Source organism: Microbulbifer maximicatervae (SeqCode) (assembly GCF_056231245.1).
Map to the genome: position 1 here is coordinate 4622585 of NZ_CP174334.1, position 19833 is coordinate 4642417.

Annotated in this window: 2 protein-coding genes; both read right to left on the reverse strand. The window is 50.7% G+C overall.

Going from position 1 to position 19833, the window contains the following annotated elements; genetic code table 11:
* Window positions 1-71: 71 nt before the first annotated feature.
* Window positions 72-17819 (reverse strand): filamentous hemagglutinin N-terminal domain-containing protein, encoded by a 17748-nt coding sequence (locus ACJJIS_RS20310; RefSeq protein WP_475708926.1) that lies wholly within the window; start codon window positions 17817-17819, stop codon window positions 72-74.
* A 59-nt stretch (window positions 17820-17878) separates the two neighbouring features.
* The gene (locus ACJJIS_RS20315) at window positions 17879-19816 is read right to left on the reverse strand and encodes a ShlB/FhaC/HecB family hemolysin secretion/activation protein (RefSeq protein WP_444906598.1); all 1938 of its coding nucleotides are present in this window, start codon (window positions 19814-19816) and stop codon (window positions 17879-17881) included.
* Window positions 19817-19833 lie beyond the last annotated feature (17 nt).

Below are 19833 nucleotides of genomic sequence, written 5' to 3' on the forward strand. Positions count from 1 at the left end.
CAGCCAAAAAAATTCCGGACATAAAAAAAGCCGGCCCCTAAAGACCGGCTTTTTTGCAAAGCGAGTTTACTTTAGTGCCCTGCACTACCTCCATTAAACTCCCCAAGATCTACAGTAATGTCGCTGGGCGCGTCGCTGGTGCCCAGTTCGAGTTCAGCGTCAAACTTAGGTGCAGTTTCGACCTCCTCAGCAGCAGAAGCTACAGCCGGACTCAATTCCCCAGACCTGAGACGCATCTCAGGGGAGTTCACCGCATCGACACCACTACTGTAGGGCTTCACAGCGCTAAAGATCGCAGGGTCTACATGACTGAAGTCTTCTACTGCATTTTGAACTGCTGACTTGAGGCCTTGGGATGCCTGGGCACCGGCAACGGACTGCAGCTCGTCACCAGTGCTGGTAACCGTCGGGATCTGGCCAATAAAGTCAGGCTCATAGTAACTGACGGAATAGATATCCACTGTATTGGTGACATCCATGCGGAGAGGATTAGTCGCCTCACCAATGATGGTCCACAACTCAGTTTCCGTTCCCAAGGTCACAGCGGATGCTGTGATATGGGTATCTCCATAAGTTTCAGCAGTCAGGGTGCCAAAGCTGGAGCTGGCCAGGGAAACTGTGCCCCGCCCTGCATCGATCTCATCGATAACGAGATCCCCTGCAGCCTGCACACTGATATTGATATCCGCACCCGAGGTGGCAACAGCCAAGACACTCACATCTGTCTCAATATCTACATCGCCACCAACAACCAGTTCGGCACGATCAGCGGTCAGGCTGCCACCGATAGTATCTGTTGAGCTGCTGGTAACATAAATATCGCCCTCGCCATCGTAGCCCAACCGCATATCGCTGAACTGGAGCCCGGCACCATTTTTATTGAAGCTTTCAGATCTACTTCCACCATCTTCAAAATCAAATGCCAGATCGGTCAGGACGGTAATACTGTCAGAGGTGTTGTCCAGGTATTCGAAACCAGCAAAACTGAAGTTACCTACCTGATTGCCACTGCTATAAAGCTCCCAGGTCGCACCGGACAAGTTGTATTGGAAATCATCAGATCCGCCACCACCAGCAAGCTCTACCTCCTGGCCAATATCAGTTTCTACCGTCAAGAAATCATTGCCAGCACCAAGGGAAATACTGTCAATCACAGTGCCAGAGAAGGTGACGGTATCGCTGCCAGCTCCAGTATCAATCCCTGCGAGCTCACCACCATTTAAATTAAACTCGTCAGCACCTGAACCGGCAGTAATAGACTCGATACCAGTAATCGTGAGTGATGCTCCACCACTGGAAACAGTGTGTTCAGAGTCATTGATATCCCAGACAGCATCAATATCTGCACCATAAACGGTATCTGTGCCAGAACCCGCAGCAACACTATCCAGGTCGGCAAAGGTGACTCCGCCAATCGTCATGGTATCCAGAGCACTAAACTCATATTCACCATCGATATCCTGGCCAGTATAACTTCCCGCCCCCTCTACGAGTTCGAGGTTATCAAAGTAGACGGTCAGGCCATTAACTTCAGCCTCCACACTGCCTTCAACAAGGGAGTTACCGGAGCTGGTGGAGGTCCAGGTAGCTCCATCTGCACTAACCGTGTCGCTACCACCTGCGCCATCCACAGTTTCCAGCCCACTGAAGTCGATGCCTGCAACGCTGATATCGCCATCGGAGTTGAGGGTAAAGTTATCGTCACTGTCTGTAGCCACCAAGGTGTCATTACTGCCCGAAGTATTCACTTCTTCAAGGCCAGTAAAACTGATACCTGCCGTTGCTAATGCCTGGTCACCCTGCAATTCGAACTGAGCAGAATCATGGGTGTTTGTCAGGATAGAAGTGGCCGCACTGGAAATGCTATAGAAAGACAGTGAGCCGGCATCGACTTGATTATCAGTACCAGTTAAAGAAAGCCCATCGCTGTAGGCACTGGCATCCAAGCTGTCGTCACCGCCATTACCATCGACTGCAGACATGCCGGATACGGTCATACCGTAAACTTCCACATCTGCATCAGACTGCAGCACAAATGCGTCATCGCCAGTTGTAGCAACCAAATCGGCATTTACGGCAGTAAGGTTCTCGATATTGCTAAAAGTGATACTGCTGTTAACAGCCTCGTTGTCAGCTCCCGTCAGGCTCCAATCAGCACCATCTGCACCGGTAGCAGTATCGTTACCATCTAGAGCATTAATAGTGCTCAATCCGGTAAAGGCGATATCGTAGCTGGTCGCTGCATTATCCCCGTCTACAGTAAAGCTATCCGCTCCACTAGTGCCTGTTAACGCCGAAGTTACAGCACTGACGATGCCATCAAAAGTCAGGCTACCCGCCGTTACTTGATTGTCAGTGCCAGTGAGCGTCAGGCCATCACTATAAGCGCTGGCATCCAGGCTATCATTACCACCCTGGCCATAGACTGCCGACATACCTGAGACCGTCATACTGTAGACGTCAATGTCTCCAGTCGATTGCAGAGCAAAGGCATCAGCACCGCTGCTTCCCAGCAGGTCGGCATTGGTAGCAATAAGTGTATCTACGCTGCTAAAAGTAATTCCACTATTCGTTGCCTCATAATCATTACCGGTCAGGGTCCAATCGGCACCATCAGCTCCTGTCACAGTATCTGTACCACCAGCTGCATCAATGCTGCTCACGCCAGTGAAGGCGATGTCATAGATGGTAGTGGCGTTATCGCTATCTACGGTGAAATTATCCGAACCACTAGTTGCAGTTAACGTTGAGCTCACTGCACTGAAGATACTATTGAATATCAGGGCACCAGATTCTGCGGTAACCTGGTTATCTGTTCCTGTCAGGGCTAAGCCATCACTGTAAGCACTGGCATCCAGGCTGTCATTACCGCCATTGCCCTCGACCGAAGACATGCCAGAAACTGTTATGCCATAAGCTTCAACATCGGCATCTGATTGCAGAACAAAGTCATCAGCACCTGTAGTGCCGATCAGATCTGCATTCACGGTGGTGAGGCTATCCACATTGCTAAAGGTGATACCGCTGCCAGTGGCCTGGTTATCCGAGCCCGTTAGAGTCCAATCTTCACCATCAGCACCGGTAACACTGTCGGTACCAGTACCGGCATCAATGGTGCTTACTCCGGTAAAAGCAATGTCGTAACTGGTGACGGCATTGTCACCATCCACAGTAATACTATCTGCACCGCTCGTACCGGTCAGTATCGAAGTTACCGCGCTTACAATGCCATCAAAAGTCAGGGAGCCTGCCGCTACTTGATTAGAGGCACCTGTGAGTGTCAATCCATCACTGTAGGAGCTGGCGTCTAAACTATCCCCGCCGCCATTACCGTCAACTGCGGACATGCCAGAGAAAGTCATATCGTAAACTTCGATATCACCACCGGACTGCAACACGAAGGCATCAGCACTTGTCGTACCGACCAAGTCCGCATTCACAATAGCCAGACTGTCTACATTGCTAAAGGTGATTCCACTGCTCGCAGCCTGATTGTCGGTGCCGCTCAAGGTCCAGTCGGCACCATCTGCGCCTGTCACACTGTCTGTGCCGCCATCTGCATCTAAGGTGCTTACACCGGTAAAGGCAATATCGTAGCTAGAGACAGCATTATCGCCATCCACCGTGAAGCTATCGGCACCACTGGTACCGGTTAGCGATGATGTTACAGCACTCGCAAGACCGCTAAAGAGCAGAGAGCCGGCGGTTACCTGGCCGTCGCTGCCTGTCAGTGCCAGCCCATCGCTATAGGCACTGGCATCCAAGCTGTCATCACCCCCGCTGCCGTCCACGGCAGACATACCGGAAACGGTCATACCGTAAACTTCGATATCGCCAGCGGACTGCAACACAAAGGCGTCAGCATTAGCCGTGCCCACGAGGTCGGCATTTACAGCAGTAATAGTTTCTACACTGCTGAAAGTAATACTGCTGTTAGTGGCCTCATAATCATTGCCAGTTAAAGTCCAATCAGCACCACTTGCACCAGTAACACTGTCTGCCCCCTCTCCCGCATCGATGGTGCTCAGGCCCGTAAAGGCGATGTCATAAACGGTGGCGGCATTAGCGCCATCTACCGTAAAGCTATCTGAGCCACTAGTGGCAGTAAGCGTTGCAGTAACGGCGCTGACAATACCATCGAAGGTAAGAGCCCCAGACTCTGCGGTTACCTGTTTGCTGGTACCCGTTAGGGTTAGTCCATCGCTATAAGCGCTGGCATCCAAGCTGTCATCACCACCATTGCCCTCCACAGCAGACATGCCGGAAACCGTCATGCCATAAACTTCAACATCTGCATCAGACTGCAAAACAAAATCATCGTCACCGGTAGTACCCACCAGATTCGCACTTACGGTGACAAGAGTTTCTGCATCACTAAAGGTGATTCCGCTGCCAATTACTTCATTGTTATTACCGGTTAGAGTCCAGTCAGAACCGCTTGCACCGGTAATGTCATCTGTGCCATTAGCTGCATCGACAGTGCTAACCCCAGTGAAGGCTATGCTGTAGCTGGAGAGCGCATTGTCTCCATTCACTACAAAGCTATCAGCACTGCTGGTGCCTGTTAATGCTGAAGTAACAGCACTACTGATGCCATCAAAGGTCAGGGTGCCAGACTCTACAGAGACTTGATTATTTGTACCTGTTAGAGCCAAGCCATCGCTGTAGGCGCTGGCATCCAGGCTGTCAGTACCGCCATTGCCATCAACAGAAGACATGCCGGATATGGTCATACTGTAGATTTCAACATCGGCATCAGATTGCAGAATAAAGGCGTCGGCACCGCTCGTCCCGATCAAACCTGCATTGGTAGCAGTTAGAGCCTCCACACTACTGAATGTAATACCGCTGCCTGTCGCTTCATAATCCGCGCCAGTCAGAGTCCAGTCTTCTCCGTCAGCACCAATAACACTGTCTGCATCATCACCTGCATCGACCGTACTAACACCGGTGAAAGCAATCTCATAACTGGTAACTTCGTTATCACCATCAACGGTAAAGCTATCCGCACTGCTGGTACCGGTTAGAACGGAGGTTATGGCGCTGGTAATATCGTTGAAGGTCAGATTGCCGGATTCAGCGGTCACCTGATTATCGGTTCCCGTCAGGGCCAGGCCAGCACTGTAAGCACTGGCATCCAGGCTGTCAGTGCCGCCGTTGCCTTCAACAGCAGACATGCCAGAGATGGTCATGTTGTAGATAGCAACATCGGCGTCAGATTGCAGCACAAAGGCATCGTTACCGCTCGTGCCGACCAGGTCTGCATTGACCGCCGTTAGGATTTCTACACTGCTAAAAGTAATGCCGTTGTTGGTGGCTTCGTAATCATTGCCGGTTAAGGTCCAGTCTTCACCATCGGCTCCAGTAACACTGTCATCACCACCTCGCCCATCCACACTGCTGATTCTGCTAAATTCAATTTCATTCGCAGTCAGCTCATTGGCACCGGTAACTTCAAACGAGTCATCACCGGTAGAGGCTCGAAGGCGACCTCCACTCGCGCTGTCGATATTGCTGAACAGAATTGAGCTGGTTGAGGCTTGGTTATCTATGCCGGTGAGGGTAACAACATCAATAGCCGTTACGCTGTCAGTGCCATTACCCGCATCGACCGTACTAACGCCGGTGAAGGCAATGTCATAACTGGTAACTTCGTTATCACCATCGACGGTAAAGCTGTCCGCACCACTGGTACCAGTTAAAGTGGAGGTTATTGCGCTGGCAATATCATTAAATGTCAGACTGCCGGATTCGGCCGTTACTTGGTTATCTGTCCCCGTTAGGGCCAGGCCATCGCTGTAAGCGCTGGCGTCCAGGCTGTCAGTACCGCCATTGCCGTGCACCGACGACATACCGGAAATCGTCATGCTATAGACTTCAATATCGGCATCAGACTGCAATACAAATTCATCTGCGCCGGTGCTACCTAAAAGGTCTGCATTGATAGCAGCAATGACATCTACATTATTGAAAGTAATACTGCTATTAGTTGCCTCATTATCTGTACCGGTCAGGGTCCAGCTAGCACCATCTGCGCCAGTTACGCTATCAGTGCTATTTCCAGCATCAACTGTGCTAACACCGGTGAAGGCAATTTCATAACTGGTAACTGCGTTATCACCATTCACCGTGAAGCTATCCGCACTGCTGGTACCAGTTAAAGTGGAGGCTACTGCGCTGGCAATATCATTGAAGGTCAGGTTGCCGGTTTCAGCGGTCACCTGATTGTCGGTTCCCGTTAGGGCCAAGCCATCGCTGTAAGCGCTGACATCCAGGCTGTCAGTGCCGCCATTACCTTCAACAGCTGACATGCCGGAAATGGTCATGTTGTAGATGGCAACATCGGCATCAGATTGCAGTACAAAGGCATCATTACCCGTTGTGCCGATCAAGTCGGCGTTGGTGGCAGTCAGAGCCTCAACACGGTTAAAGGTCATACCGCTAGCGGTGGCTTGGTAATCCGTGCCGGTCAGGGTCCAGTCTTCGCCATTGGCACCGGTAACACTGTCACTATCCCCGTCACCGTCGACAGTACTCACACTGGTAAAGGCGATGTCATAGCTGGTTACGGCGTTGTCACCATTCACAACAAAGCTATCCGCACCGCTACTACCGGTCAGCGTGGAGGTTACCGCGCTCACAATACCGTCAAACGTCAAAGTACCGGATTCAGCCGTCACTTGGTTGTCAGTACCTGTCAGGGCCAGGCCATCGCCGTAGGCGCTGGCATCCAAGCTGTCATCTCCGCCATTGCCATCGACTGCAGACATTCCGGAAATGGTCATGTCATAGACTTCAACATCTGCATCGGCTTGCAGTACGAAGTCATCGTCACCGGTTGTACCGACCAAGTCGCCACTCACTACGGTGATCGCCTCGATCTCACTAAACGTAATACTGCTGCTGGTCGCTTCTTCGCTAGTTCCAGTCAGGGTCCAATCTGCGCCGCTGGCACCGGTAACGCTATCTGCACCGTTACCTGCATCGACCGTACTAACACCGGTAAAAGCAATCTCATAACTGGTAACTTCGTTATCACCATTTACCGTGAAGCTATCCGCACTGCTGGTACCGGTAAGAACGGAGGTTATGGCGCTGGTAATATCGTTGAAGGTCAGGCTGCCGGATTCAGCGGTCACCTGATTATCGGTTCCCGTCAGGGCCAAACCAGCACTGTAAGCACTGGCATCCAGGCTGTCAGTACCACCGTTGCCTTCGACCGCTGACATGCCGGAGATGGTCATGTTGTAGATGGCAACATCAGCATCAGACTCTAGTACAAAGGCGTCTGCACCGGTCGTGCCGATCAAATCTGCATTAACTGCGGTTAGGAATTCTACATTGCTAAAAGTGATGCCATTGTTCGTGGCTTCGTAATTAGTGCCGGTTAAGGTCCAGTCTTCTCCATCGGCACCGGTAACGCTGTCGTCACCGCCCCGCGCATCCACGCTGCTGATACTGCTAAATGCGATTTCATTCGCTGTCAGTGCATTGGCACCGGTAACTTCAAACGAGTCATTGCCGGAGGAAGCTTGCAGGCTGCCCCCACTGACGTTATCGATATTGCTAAACAGAATTGAGTTCGTTGAGGCTTGGTTATCTACGCCGGTGAGCGTGACAACACTAAGGGCCGTTACGCTGTCGGTGCCGTTACCGCCATCGACCGTACTAACACCGGTGAAGGCAATTTCATAACTGGTAACTGCGTTATCACCATTCACCGTGAAGCTATCCGCACTGCTGGTACCGGTTAGAACGGAGGTTATGGCGCTGGTAATATCGTTGAAGGTCAGGCTGCCAGATTCAGCGGTCACCTGATTATCGGTTCCTGTCAGGGCCAGGCCATCGCTGTAAGCGCTGGCATCCAGGCTGTCAGTGCCGCCATTACCTTCGACCGCTGACATGCCGGAAATGGTCATGTTGTAGATGGCAACGTCTGCGTCAGATTGCAGTACAAAGGCATCATTACCTGTTGTGCCAATCAAGTCGGCGTTGGTGGCAGTCAGAGCCTCAACGCTGCTAAAGGTCATACCGCTGGCGGTGGCTTGGTAATCTGTGCCGGTCAGGGTCCAGTCTTCGCCATTGGCACCGGTAACACTGTCACTATCGCCGTCACCGTCGACAGTGTTCACATTGGTAAAGGCGATGTCATAGCTGGTTACAGCATTGTCACCATTCACAACAAAGCTATCCGCACCGCTACTACCGGTCAGCGCCGAGGTTACCGCGCTCACAATACCGTCAAACGTCAAAGTACCGGATTCAGCCGTCACTTGGTTGTCAGTACCTGTCAGGGCCAGGCCATCGCCGTAGGCGCTGGCATCCAAGCTGTCATCTCCGCCATTGCCATCGACTGCAGACATTCCGGAAATGGTCATGTCATAGACTTCAACATCTGCATCGGCTTGCAGTACGAAGTCATCGTCACCGGTTGTACCGACCAAGTCGCCACTCACTACGGTGATCGCCTCGATCTCACTAAACGTAATACTGCTGCTGGTCGCTTCTTCGCTAGTTCCAGTCAGGGTCCAATCTGCGCCGCTGGCACCGGTAACGCTATCTGCACCGTTACCTGCATCGACCGTACTAACACCGGTGAAAGCAATCTCATAACTGGTAACTTCGTTATCACCATCAACGGTAAAGCTATCCGCACTGCTGGTACCGGTTAGAACGGAGGTTATGGCGCTGGTAATATCGTTGAAGGTCAGGCTGCCGGATTCAGCGGTCACCTGATTATCGGTTCCTGTCAGGGCCAGGCCAGCACTGTAAGCACTGGCATCCAAGCTGTCAGTACCACCGTTGCCTTCGACCGCTGACATGCCGGAGATGGTCATGTTGTAGATGGCAACATCAGCATCAGACTCCAGTACAAAGGCGTCTGCACCGGTCGTGCCGATCAAATCTGCATTAACTGCGGTTAGGAATTCTACATTGCTAAAAGTGATGCCATTGTTCGTGGCTTCGTAATTAGTGCCGGTTAAGGTCCAGTCTTCTCCATCTGCACCGGTAACGCTGTCGTCACCGCCCCGCGCATCCACGCTGCTGATACTGCTAAATGCGATTTCATTCGCTGTCAGTGCATTGGCACCGGTAACTTCAAACGAGTCATTGCCGGAGGAAGCTTGCAGGCTGCCCCCACTGACGTTATCGATATTGCTAAACAGAATTGAGTTCGTTGAGGCTTGGTTATCTACGCCGGTGAGCGTGACAACACTAAGGGCCGTTACGCTGTCGGTGCCGTTACCGCCATCGACCGTACTAACACCGGTGAAGGCAATGTCATAACTGGTAACTGCGTTATCACCATTCACCGTGAAGCTATCCGCACTGCTGGTACCGGTAAGAACGGAGGTTATGGCGCTGGTAATATCGTTGAAGGTCAGGCTGCCGGATTCAGCGGTCACCTGATTATCGGTTCCTGTCAGGGCCAGGCCAGCACTGTAAGCACTGGCATCCAGGCTGTCAGTGCCGCCGTTGCCTTCAACAGCAGACATGCCGGAAATGGTCATGTTGTAGATGGCAACGTCTGCGTCAGACTCCAGTACAAAGGCATCGTTACCACTCGTGCCGATCAGATCTGCATTGACCGCCGCTAGGGTTTCTACATTACTAAAAGTGATGCCATTATTCGTGGCTTCGTAATTAGTGCCGGTTAAAGCCCAATCTTCACCATCGGCACCAGTAACGCTATCCGTACCACCTTTAGCGTCGATATCACCGGAAAAGCCGCTGAAGCTGATGCTGTTGGCAGTCACACTGGTGCTGCTGGTTACCACAAAGGTGTCTGTATTATCAGAGCCTTCCAGACTGCCGCCGGTCACGGTATCGATATTACTGAAGGCGATTGAGTTGGTTGTGGCTTCGTTATCCGTACCGGTCAAGGTCACAACACTCTGTGCAGCAACACTGCCACCGCCAGAACCTGCATCCACTGTATTCACACCGGTGAAGGCAATCTCATAACTGGTAACTTCGTTATCACCATTAACGGTAAAGCTATCCGCACTGCTGGTACCGGTAAGAACAGAGGTTAAGGCGCTGGTAATATCGTTGAAGGTCAGGCTGCCAGATTCAGCGGTCACCTGATTATCGGTTCCCGTCAGGGCCAGGCCGGCACTGTAAGCACTGGCATCCAGGCTGTCAGTACCACCGTTGCCTTCGACCGCTGACATGCCGGAGATGGTCATGTTGTAGATGGCAACATCGGCATCAGACTCCAGTACAAAGGCGTCTGCACCAGTCGTGCCGATCAAATCTGCATTAACTGCGGTTAGGAATTCTACATTGCTAAAAGTGATGCCATTGTTCGTGGCTTCGTAATTAGTGCCGGTTAAGGTCCAGTCTTCTCCATCGGCACCGGTAACGCTGTCGTCACCGCCCAACGCATCCACGCTGCTGATGCTGTTAAATGCGATTTCATTTGCTGTCAGTGCATTGGCACCGGTAACTTCAAACGAGTCATTACCGGAGGAAGCTTGCAGACTGCCCCCACTGACACTGTCGATATTGCTAAACAGAATTGAGTTCGTTGAGGCTTGGTTATCTACGCCGGTGAGCGTGACAACACTAAGGGCCGTTACGCTGTCGGTGCCGTTACCGCCATCGACCGTACTAACACCGGTGAAGGCAATGTCATAACTGGTAACTTCATTATCACCATTAACCGTGAAGCTATCCGCACTGCTGGTACCGGTAAGAACGGAGGTTATGGCGCTGGTAATATCGTTGAAGGTCAGGTTGCCAGATTCAGCGGTCACCTGATTATCGCTTCCTGTCAGGGCCAGGCCATCGCTGTAAGCGCTGGCATCCAGGCTGTCAGTGCCGCCGTTGCCTTCAACAGCAGACATGCCGGAGACGGTCATGTTGTAGATGGCAACGTCTGCGTCAGATTGCAGTACAAAGGCATCGTTACCCGTTGTGCCAATCAAGTCGGCGTTGGTGGCAGTCAGAGCCTCAACGCTGCTAAAGGTCATACCGCTGGCGGTGGCTTGGTAATCTGTGCCGGTCAGGGTCCAGTCTTCGCCATTGGCACCGGTAACACTGTCACTATCGCCGTCACCGTCGACAGTGTTCACATTGGTAAAGGCGATGTCATAGCTGGTTACAGCATTGTCACCATTCACAACAAAGCTATCCGCACCGCTACTACCGGTCAGCGCCGAGGTTACCGCGCTCACAATACCGTCAAACGTCAAAGTACCGGATTCAGCCGTCACTTGGTTGTCAGTACCTGTCAGGGCCAGGCCATCGCCGTAGGCGCTGGCATCCAAGCTGTCATCTCCGCCATTGCCATCGACTGCAGACATTCCGGAAATGGTCATGTCATAGACTTCAACATCTGCATCGGCTTGCAGTACGAAGTCATCGTCACCGGTTGTACCGACCAAGTCGCCACTCACTACGGTGATCGCCTCGATCTCACTAAACGTAATACTGCTGCTGGTCGCTTCTTCGCTAGTTCCAGTCAGGGTCCAATCTGCGCCGCTGGCACCGGTAACGCTATCTGCACCGCTACCTGCATCGACCGTACTAACACCGGTGAAAGCAATCTCATAACTGGTAACTTCGTTATCACCATTCACCGTGAAGCTATCCGCACTGCTGGTACCGGTAAGAACGGAGGTTATGGCGCTGGTAATATCGTTGAAGGTCAGGCTGCCAGATTCAGCGATCACCTGATTATCGGTTCCCGTCAGGGCCAGGCCAGCACTGTAAGCGCTGGCATCCAGGCTGTCAGTACCACCGTTGCCTTCGACCGCTGACATGCCGGAGATGGTCATGTTGTAGATGGCAACGTCTGCGTCAGACTCCAGTACAAAGGCATCGTTACCACTCGTGCCGATCAGATCTGCATTGACCGCCGCTAGGGTTTCTACATTACTAAAAGTGATGCCATTATTCGTGGCTTCGTAATTAGTGCCGGTTAAAGCCCAATCTTCACCATCGGCACCAGTAACGCTATCCGTACCACCTTTAGCGTCGATATCACCGGAAAAGCCGCTGAAGCTGATGCTGTTGGCAGTCACACTGGTGCTGCTGGTTACCACAAAGGTGTCTGTATTATCAGAGCCTTCCAGACTGCCGCCGGTCACGGTATCGATATTACTGAAGGCGATTGAGTTGGTTGTGGCTTCGTTATCCGTACCGGTCAAGGTCACAACACTCTGTGCAGCAACACTGCCACCGCCAGAACCTGCATCCACTGTATTCACACCGGTGAAGGCAATCTCATAACTGGTAACTTCGTTATCACCATTAACGGTAAAGCTATCCGCACTGCTGGTACCGGTAAGAACAGAGGTTAAGGCGCTGGTAATATCGTTGAAGGTCAGGCTGCCAGATTCAGCGGTCACCTGATTATCGGTTCCCGTCAGGGCCAGGCCGGCACTGTAAGCACTGGCATCCAGGCTGTCAGTACCACCGTTGCCTTCGACCGCTGACATGCCGGAGATGGTCATGTTGTAGATGGCAACATCGGCATCAGACTCCAGTACAAAGGCGTCTGCACCAGTCGTGCCGATCAAATCTGCATTAACTGCGGTTAGGAATTCTACATTGCTAAAAGTGATGCCATTGTTCGTGGCTTCGTAATTAGTGCCGGTTAAGGTCCAGTCTTCTCCATCGGCACCGGTAACGCTGTCGTCACCGCCCAACGCATCCACGCTGCTGATGCTGTTAAATGCGATTTCATTTGCTGTCAGTGCATTGGCACCGGTAACTTCAAACGAGTCATTACCGGAGGAAGCTTGCAGACTGCCCCCACTGACACTATCGATATTGCTAAACAAAATCGAGTTCGTTGAGGCTTGGTTATCTACGCCAGTGAGGGTGACAACACTAAGAGCCGCTACGCTGTCGGTGCCGTTACCGCCATCGACCGTACTAACACCGGTGAAGGCAATGTCATAACTGGTAACTTCGTTATCACCATTAACCGTGAAGCTATCCGCGCCGCTGGTACCAGTTAAAGTGGAGGCTACTGCGCTGGCAATATCATTGAAGGTCAGGTTGCCGGTTTCAGCGGTCACCTGATTGTCGGTTCCCGTTAGGGCCAAACCATCGCTGTAAGCGCTGGCATCCAAGCTGTCAGTGCCGCCATTACCTTCAACCGCTGACATGCCGGAAATGGTCATGTTGTAGATGGCAACATCGGCGTCAGACTCCAGTACAAAGGCGTCCGCACCAGTCGTGCCGATCAAATTTGCATTAACTGCGGTTAGGAGTTCTACATTGCTAAAAGTGATGCCATTGTTCGTGGCTTCGTAATTAGTGCTGGTTAAGGTCCAGTCTTCTCCATCGGCACCAGTGACGCTATCTGTACCACCTTTAGCGTCGATATCACCGGAAAAGCCGCTGAAGCTGATGCTGTTGGCAGTCACACTGGTGCTGCTGGTTACCACAAAGGTGTCTGTATTATCAGAGCCTTCCAGACTGCCGCCGGTCACGCTATCGATATTACTGAAGGCGATTGAGTTGGTTGTGGCTTCGTTATCCGTACCGGTCAAGGTCACAACACTCTGTGCAGCAACACTGCCACCGCCAGAACCTGCATCCACTGTATTCACACCGGTGAAGGCAATCTCATAACTGGTAACTGCGTTATCACCATTAACCGTGAAGCTATCCGCACTGCTGGTACCGGTTAGAACGGAGGTTATGGCACTGGTAATATCGTTGAAGGTCAGGCTGCCAGATTCAGCGGTCACCTGATTATCGGTTCCTGTCAGGGCCAGGCCATCGCTGTAAGCGCTGGCATCCAGGCTGTCAGTGCCGCCGTTGCCTTCAACAACAGACATGCCGGAGACGGTCATGTTGTAGATGGCAACGTCTGCGTCAGATTGCAGTACAAAGGCATCATTACCTGTTGTGCCGATCAAGTCGGCGTTGGTGGCAGTCAGAGCCTCAACACGGTTAAAGGTCATACCGCTGGCGGTGGCTTGGTAATCCGTGCCGGTCAGGGTCCAGTCTTCGCCATTAGCACCGGTAACACTGTCACTATCGCCGTCACCGTCGACAGTGCTCACACTGGTAAAGGCGATGTCATAGCTGGTTACAGCATTGTCACCATTCACAACAAAGCTATCCGCACCGCTACTACCGGTCAGCGCCGAGGTTACCGCGCTCACAATACCGTCAAACGTCAAAGTACCGGATTCAGCCGTCACTTGGTTGTCAGTACCTGTCAGGGCCAGGCTATCGCCGTAGGCGCTGGCATCCAAGCTGTCATCTCCGCCATTGCCATCGACTGCAGACATTCCGGAAATGGTCATGTCATAGACTTCAACATCTGCATCGGCTTGCAGTACGAAGTCATCGTCACCGGTTGTACCGACCAAGTCGCCACTCACTACAGTGATCGCCTCGATCTCACTAAACGTAATACTGCTGCTGGTCGCTTCTTCGTTAGTTCCGGTCAGGGTCCAATCTGCGCCGCTGGCACCGGTAACGCTATCTGCACCGTTACCTGCATCGACCGTACTAACACCGGTGAAAGCAATCTCATAACTGGTAACTTCGTTATCACCATTAACGGTAAAGCTATCCGCACTGCTGGTACCAGTTAAAGTGGAGGTTACTGCGCTGGTAATATCATCGAAGGTCAGGTTGCCAGATTCAGCGGTCACCTGATTATCGATTCCTGTCAGGGCCAGGCCATCGCCGTAAGCGCTGGCATCCAGGCTGTCAGTGCCGCCACTGCCTTTAACAGCAGACATGCCGGAGAAAGTCATCTCATAGACTTTGACATCCGCATCGGACAACAACTCAAAAGAATCATCACTGGACGTACCAACCAGGTTCGCATTAACGGCTGTAAGCTCTTCTACGTTGCTAAAAGTAATACCGTAATTTTCAGCTTCGTTGTTGTTGCCGGTTAAGGTCCAATCTTCACCATCGGCACCAGTGACGCTATCCGTATCGTCGCTACCTCCGGCATCAATAGTGCTGCTAAACCCTGTAACACTAATGCCATTGGCGGTAAGTTCGGTACCCGAAACTACCGTAAAATTATCATCAGCTGCGGAACCTGCAAGGCTAAAGTTGCCGCCGTCACTGCTGGCATAATTGATAATTTCAATTTCACTGAAATTAATATCAGAAGAAGTTGCTTCGTAATCAGTACCGGTTAGAGACACACTATCAATCACGGCTACGGTATCTTCACCGGAGTCCGCGATTACCGTGCTCACCCCACTAAAACTGATACCCGACTGAGTGTGATCTAAAGCTCCTGAGCCAGTAATTGTGAAGGTGTCAGTGTCGCTGTGCCCGGTTAATTTAACAGCACTCGCGGTAGCAATATTTTTGAAAATCAGCGAATCAGTTTCAACTTTTCCGATCGCATCAGTAAGTGTCAAACCATCAGTATATTCACTGGCATCCAGGCTATCACCTCCGGTTATAGTGTTGCCCCCACCATCACCAAGGACCCGGTTCATGCCAGAAAAGATCATGCCATTAACGTCGACATCACCACTAGAAAGTAGTTTGAAACTCTCTGCACTAGTGGTACCTAAAAGATCGGCATCACCACTTACATTAATATTCTCTATATTGGTAAAAGTGATGCCGTAATTTTCAGCTTCGTAATTATTGCCGGTTAAGGTCCAGTCCTCATCATCTGCTCCGGTGACAGTATCCTCACCATCTTTTGTATCAATGGTAGTACTGGATAAATCACTAAAGCTAATACCGTTAGCGGTTACACTGGTGCCACCGATCACTTCCAAGGTATCGGCACTATCAGAACCTTCCAGACTACCGCCTGTCACGCTACTGATATTACTGAAGTCAATTGCACTGATTTTGGCTTCGTTATCAACTCCGCTAAGGATCGTCGTCGTATTACTAATGGCCGCAATACTATTGTCACCTTCACCTAAATCGACTTCCTCAATATCCGTGAACTCAATTGTGGCACTGGGATCTGTGGCACCAGAAGGAGTGGTGGCAAGTGTAAATTCATTATCGCCATCGATAGTTATTGCATCATCATTATCTGACAATATAAAAATATCTGTGCCAGTTCCACCGGTGATAGCCGCTGTGTCAGCCGTAATATCCCCCAGTGTATTAGTAGTATCAGATCCTGTTCCGAAACCTACAGCGAGGTTAAATCCACTAACGGCGATGCTTCCAGCATTAGTAAATGATCCGCCAGCCTCAATATCCAGACTTCCCGAGCCGGAGGAAATTATTACGCCATCAGCGATTGAAACATCGGCATAGGACTGTAAGAAAAGAGTGTTTTCAGACCAGATAATGTCACTGGCAACACTGATGCCATTCGAAAAGTCATCACCAGACTCCGGCTCCAGAGAATCATCTCCATTGTATGACCCAGAACCTGCATCCGTCACTTGGATAGTTATGTCGCTAGTGCTCAGAGCAGATTCAAGGGTCCCTGTTGAAACACAATTGCTACCACTACAAGTATCAGAAATTTCCATCCACCCCGGGTCCAACAGCCAGAGGCCTGTCTCTCCATCCCCGTGACTCAGGGTGGAGACAACCATATTATCCTCATCCAGATTCAGGTAAATCTTGCCGGAGGTTTCTACCAGGCCACCATCACCACCATCTTCCCCTGACTCGGCGAAAATCGTACCGCCAAAATTGGTGGTGTCATCGGCCCAAACAATAACAGTACCGCCATCAGAATCTCCGACACCACTGGCATCGATTATAGATTCCGCCGCAACTGTGGTGGTTTCGGCATTGCGAACATCTTCGTTATTCCCTTGGTAGTCGCCGCCAATAAGGACTTCGCCACCGGAGGAAGTGCCGCGGGCATCGATATCCCCGCTGACAACAACTTCATCACCCAAAACAGCAACGTAACCGCCACTGCCAGAGTCAGCTGCTACTGAAATATCTCCGCTGTGCTCGGCAAAATCGCCCTCCAGGACAACCTCACCACCGGCACTGCCGGATGCATCCAAAGTTCCGCTATTCACAACTCCGGAACCCGAGCCAAACAGGCGGATTTTGCCCCCGCTGGTATCAATACCGCGTGCAGTTACTGTGCCTTCATTATTTACTGCAGCAGTAAACAGGTCACCGGAAACGCTGGCTTCCATTAAAACCTGAGCGCCTTCGATGGCCCCTTCATTTAGCACAGCACTATCTAGGCCGAGGTCATTCTCCATAACCTCTTTCGTGACCTTAACGCCAATCATTCCATCGGCATCAAAAGTTAATAAGGCTTCATCGGCTGCTGCCAGGCTGACGAGTTCAGCGCTGATCAAGCCGGTAGAGGCATTTGTAACCTGTTTACCTACCAGAACCGCGCTGGATGCATTAATCACACCTCGGTTAACAACAACCCCTGAAGAACCCGACTCGCCTTTAAAGGCAAAATCACCATTCATAAAGTCTTCTGGACTCATATCGAGCCCGGACGCGGTTATGGCGCCGACATTAACCGTGGCTGTCTCAGTAAAAAGAACTCCTCGCGGGTTCACCAGGATAACGTGGCCATTGGCCTCTATCGCACCTTGGATGGTAGTGACATCCTGGTCCAGGATTCGGTTAAGCACGATAGAAGACGAGTCTGGCTGCAGGAATTGGACCAGCTCTTCTTCACTTAAATTAAAAGAATCCCAGTCGATTGATAACAGGTCTGTTACCTGGTCGACTGTGGTTGTAGCCCCGTCAACATCAATAGTGCCGCTACCGCCGGTTACCACTCCGCCTTCAGGTCCAGCATGAACCATGGGACTAATCAGCCCTGCAAACAGGCCGGCATAGGCAAAACTTGACACCTTAATGGCACTTGCTAATTTTCTTAACTCAAGCTTTTTGTTTTTGGCTTTCATACCAGCACCTTGCGAAGAGGAACCTTGCTACTTTTAAGTATTCAGGAAACAGTAATTATTCAGTTATAAAAAATCGAAAAGTCAGCGTAGACGGTGGGCTCGTCTTCACCAACTCCAGTATTTACTATCGAGGAGCTAGACATAATTGGCCAAGCAACAGAGACTTTACTCGAGAAACTGTCACTCCAATTCATCTTAAACAGCATTCCGCCACCGGAGAATCGAGCCCAGTCGTCCTCCACGGTATCCTCATAGTTATTCACATAGCCATATCCAACATCGGCAATCAGTGCTACTTGGAAAATGTCATTTAAACGCTGATTAAACAGGATGGGGTTCATAAATTCAGGGAAGTTTACATACCACTCTGCGGAAACAACTGCGCCCATATCTGCAGAAAAATCTCTTGCAGAAAAAGCACGCACACCATTGGCTCCACCCAGTGACAATTGCTCAAATCCAGGCAGGCTGCTCTCACTATATTGAGCTCTTCCTTTTACTATCAGCCTTGAGTGGTCATCGGTAAAAGGCATAGGCAGGAAGATCAGAGAACTGGTGTTAATGGCCAGCTTATTGAAGTCATCTCCCCTACCCGGTTCAACCGCATTTTGATGCTCACCATACTGTGCGGTAGCACTTACTATATTCAGCATTGAAAGGAAGCCATTAGAAAGGCTATCCATATAAATACCAACTTCCCCGCCATAAACGTGGTCATTGGTAAACTCGATAACGCCATCCAGGTCTGATTTTTTTTCTGTCAGGCCGAAGGATCCGGTGAGGTTGAAATCCCTTGAGCGTCGAAACTTATGATCTAAAGACAGTGCATAAGTTTTGTTCACACCTGATATTTCCAGCCGATTAACTAAGTCACTATCATCTTCTTCATTGAAAAGACTAAATTCATTGTGATCTGCTGATATTTCCAACCGGGTGCGGGGGCCAAACAGAGGGAAGCTGTATCTGAACTGCCCGAGATCAGAACCATAATCCTCATCTGATTCAGGGTTGGATTTCAAATAACCCAATGTTAAAGCATCACCGATTCCAAGGGGATTCAGCCAGTCAACAGTCGCATAAACTCTTTCGCTACCGGTATAGAGAGAACCGTGATTATCGGCCCTAAATGAAGCGCGCCAGGAATCCGTTTCACGTACTTTTAAATTAAGCTTGGTTTCACCAGGGTTGTCACCCGCACTGAAATACCCGGTAACGTTTAAGCCTGGCAGGTCATTAAGTAAATATAATCCTTCCTCGATATTCTCATGATTTACCAGATGGCCACGCTGGTCTTCAAAGGGTTCTGCCAGTTTTTCGTCTGTGTATTCTTCGTTATCTTCGGCAACAACCTGCCCGAGAAGCCCCTCTTGTACTGTAAGAGTGACCACTCCATTTTCCACATCTTGAGCGGGAATTTGCACTTGGGCTAAAAACAGCCCTTGGCGACGATAGAAGCTTGTCAGTTCAGCAGCAATCTCTTCGAGATCGCCATAACTTAAGCCCCTCTCTTTATTTTGTTTTTCAATTACACTTACCAGCTTCTTAAGCTCAGCGGGCCCCAAGCCACCAGGATTAAATTGAGCATTCATATTGCCCAGTAATATTGCAAGCTCTTCCAGGTTGTCTACGGTATAACCGCTAGCGAGGATTTGATCCTCTTTCATGAATTTAGCCCGAAGTTCCTCTGCCATTTCCTCTACGGTTTCTCGGGAAATACCAAATTCGGGATATTCTTCTAAACGATGAAACTTAAATTCTTTTACAGTAATCCGCGGCCCCTGATTTCTCTGGGAGATTTCAGGAATTTCTGTATTTAAGTTGGGGTCTTCAGCTTCATAAGTACGCTGGAGAAAGTCTTGGGTTACATCCACTTCATTAATAGTAGACGTATCCTGATTAAAGGCTTCCCGCACTCGGTTGCGAAAATTAGATCCATCTTCCTGGGCAAAAGCCGGCACTTGCGATACAAGAAAGCCAGCACCTATAAATAATGCCAACTTACTTTTTCCTAGCC